General features: G+C 59.6%; 1 protein-coding gene. It reads left to right on the forward strand.

The window, feature by feature from the left end:
* Nucleotides 1-424 precede the first annotated feature (424 nt).
* The gene (gene katG, locus AB4Z35_RS29825; protein WP_442101132.1) at nucleotides 425-2,629 is read left to right on the forward strand and encodes a catalase/peroxidase HPI; all 2,205 of its coding nucleotides are present in this window, start codon (nucleotides 425-427) and stop codon (nucleotides 2,627-2,629) included.
* The last annotated feature ends 232 nt before the right edge of the window (nucleotides 2,630-2,861 follow it).

Consider the following 2,861-nt stretch of genomic DNA (forward strand, 5'->3'; position numbering starts at 1 on the left):
GTCTGCCTGACATACCGCAATTCCTGATTTTACGACTGCTTCGCAGCCGAACGCAGCCTCGCGGGCTCGGCAGCTGCTACAGGTCGCATTAATTAGCCTGAAAGGCCGGTTTTTTGTTGAGTGCAGGAACGCCCTGAATATTTCAGGCCGCGTGGCGATCCGAATCGTCGCCGCCACTTTTGTCCCGGGTCATGGAATTATTGCCAACCCCCCTGACTGATTCGAGCTGTTTATCAGCTATCTCCCCCAGATGAAGCGACAGTTTCCCGGACCGGTACTTTAATGGATGTTCTGGAGCGACTGATCACTGGGCCGTCATAGCCTTGAGGCTATGGATCCCATACCGAAAAGCTATTTCTTCAATCGGTGATCCGGATCCACGCTTAAGGATGGTTAGCTGAAAACAAAATCAAGAGGAGATGCCATGTCAACTGAATCGAAATGCCCGTTCAATCACGCCGCTGGCGGTGGCACGACGAACCGCGACTGGTGGCCGAACCAACTGAACCTGAAGATCTTGAGTCAACACTCACCCAAGTCTGACCCGTTGGGGGGCGACTTCAACTATGCCGAAGCCTTCAAGAGCCTGGACTTCCAGGCGCTGAAAAAAGACCTGACTGCGCTGATGACCGATTCCCAGGACTGGTGGCCGGCGGACTTCGGTCACTATGGACCCTTCTTTATCCGCATGTCCTGGCACGCCGCAGGCACCTATCGCACCGGTGACGGCCGGGGCGGCGCCGGCTCCGGCCAGCAACGCTTTGCACCGCTCAACAGCTGGCCGGACAACGTCAGCCTCGACAAGGCCCGTCGGCTGCTCTGGCCGATCAAGCAAAAGTACGGCAACAAAATCTCCTGGGCCGACCTGATCGTCCTTGCCGGCAACGTTGCACTGGAGTCCATGGGCTTCAAGACCTTTGGTTTTTCCGGTGGCCGCCCGGATGTCTGGGAACCGGACGAAGACGTCTACTGGGGCTCGGAAAGCCAGTGGCTGGGTGGCGACGTGCGTTATGGCAAAGATGCCGGGCAAGCTCCCGCCGAGCGCAATCTGGAAACCCCACTCGCAGCCGTGCAGATGGGCCTGATTTACGTAAACCCCGAAGGCCCTGAAGGCAACTCGGATCCGGTCGCCGCCGGGAAGGACATTCGTGAAACCTTTGCGCGCATGGCCATGAACGACGAGGAAACCGTCGCGCTGATCGCGGGCGGTCACGCCTTCGGCAAAACCCACGGTGCCGGTCCTGTCGACCATGTCGGACCTGAGCCCGAAGCCGCCGGCCTCGAACTGCAGGGCCTGGGCTGGAAGAGCACGTTCGGTACCGGTAAAGGTGGCGACGCCATCTCCAGCGGCCTGGAAGTGACCTGGACGACCACGCCAACCCAGTGGAGCAACAACTACCTGGAAAACCTGTTCGGATACGAATGGGAACTGACCAAGAGCCCGGCGGGGGCAAACCAGTGGAAGCCGAAAAGCGGCGCTGGCGCCGGCACCATTCCGGATGCCTTTGATCCGTCAAAACGGCGTGATCCGACCATGCTGACCACGGACCTGTCGCTACGCTTCGACCCGATCTATGAGCCGATTTCGCGGCGCTTCCTGGCCAATCCAGACCAGTTGGCCGACGCCTTCGCCCGTGCCTGGTACAAGCTGATTCATCGTGACATGGGGCCGCTCTCACGCTACCTCGGCCCGGAAATACCGAACGAAGTGCTGCTGTGGCAAGACCCGATCCCTACCGTCAACCATCCACTGGTCAACGACAGCGATGTCGCCGCGCTCAAGGGCAAAATTGCGGCCTCGGGGCTGTCAGTCTCGCAGCTGGTATCTACCGCCTGGGCGGCAGCGTCGACTTTCCGTGGCTCCGACAAACGCGGCGGTGCCAACGGTGGGCGCTTGCGCCTGGCACCACAGAAGTCCTGGCAGGCCAACCAGCCAGAACAACTGGCCAGCGTGCTGGCAAAACTCGAAAGCATTCAGAACGAGTTCAACAGTGGCGGCAAGAAAATCTCCCTGGCCGACCTGATCGTGCTTGCCGGAGGCGTGGGCGTGGAGCAGGCCGCGAAAAATGCCGGCCAAAGCGTGACGGTGCCTTTCACGCCAGGGCGCATGGACGCCAGCCAGGAGCAGACCGATGTCGACTCCTTCGGACTCCTTGAACCGATTGCCGACGGCTTCCGTAATTACCTGAAGCAACAGTACCGTGTGCCGGCCGAAAAATTGCTGATCGACAAGGCGCAACTGCTGACGCTCAGCGCGCCGGAAATGACGGTGTTGCTGGGCGGCTTGCGCGTGTTGAACACCAATGTCGGCCAGAGCAAACACGGTGTGTTCACCACGCGTCCGGGAGCCTTGACCAACGACTTCTTCACCAACCTGCTGGATATGGGCGTGGAGTGGAAGCCGGTATCGGATGCCCAGCAGGAGTATGAAGGGCGCGATCGCAAAACCGGTGCAGTGAAGTGGACGGGGACGCGGGTTGACCTGGTTTTTGGTTCCAATGCGCAGTTGCGTGCCCTGGCCGAATTCTATGCCTGCGCCGATGCGCAGCAGAAATTCGTCAAGGACTTCGTCGCTGCGTGGACCAAAGTGATGAACCTGGATCGTTTCGACTTAAACCGTACCGTCTAGAGGAGATGTTGTCATAACGCTGGCATTACCGGCAAAAAGTGCCTCGGCTCGCCCTCCGGCTCCGACATCAGCGGAGGGCATCGGGCGACCATGAACCTTGGAGATCATGGTCCGGTCCATTGCTGTCGACCTTGTACAAAAAGGACACGCTGAAGGCTAATAGCGCTAATGCGATCTGTAGCAGCTGCCGAGCCCGCGAGGCGGCGTTCGGCTGCGAAGCAGTCGTGAATCC

Origin of the sequence: Pseudomonas sp. KB_15, assembly GCF_052114525.1 — a bacterium.
Classification (GTDB): Bacteria; Pseudomonadota; Gammaproteobacteria; order Pseudomonadales; family Pseudomonadaceae; genus Aquipseudomonas.

Bases quoted from the DNA above. Each gene is read 5' to 3' on its own strand.
- katG (WP_442101132.1), top strand. From the start codon at position 425: ATGTCAACTGAATCGAAATGCCCGTTCAATCACGCCGCTGGCGGTGGC.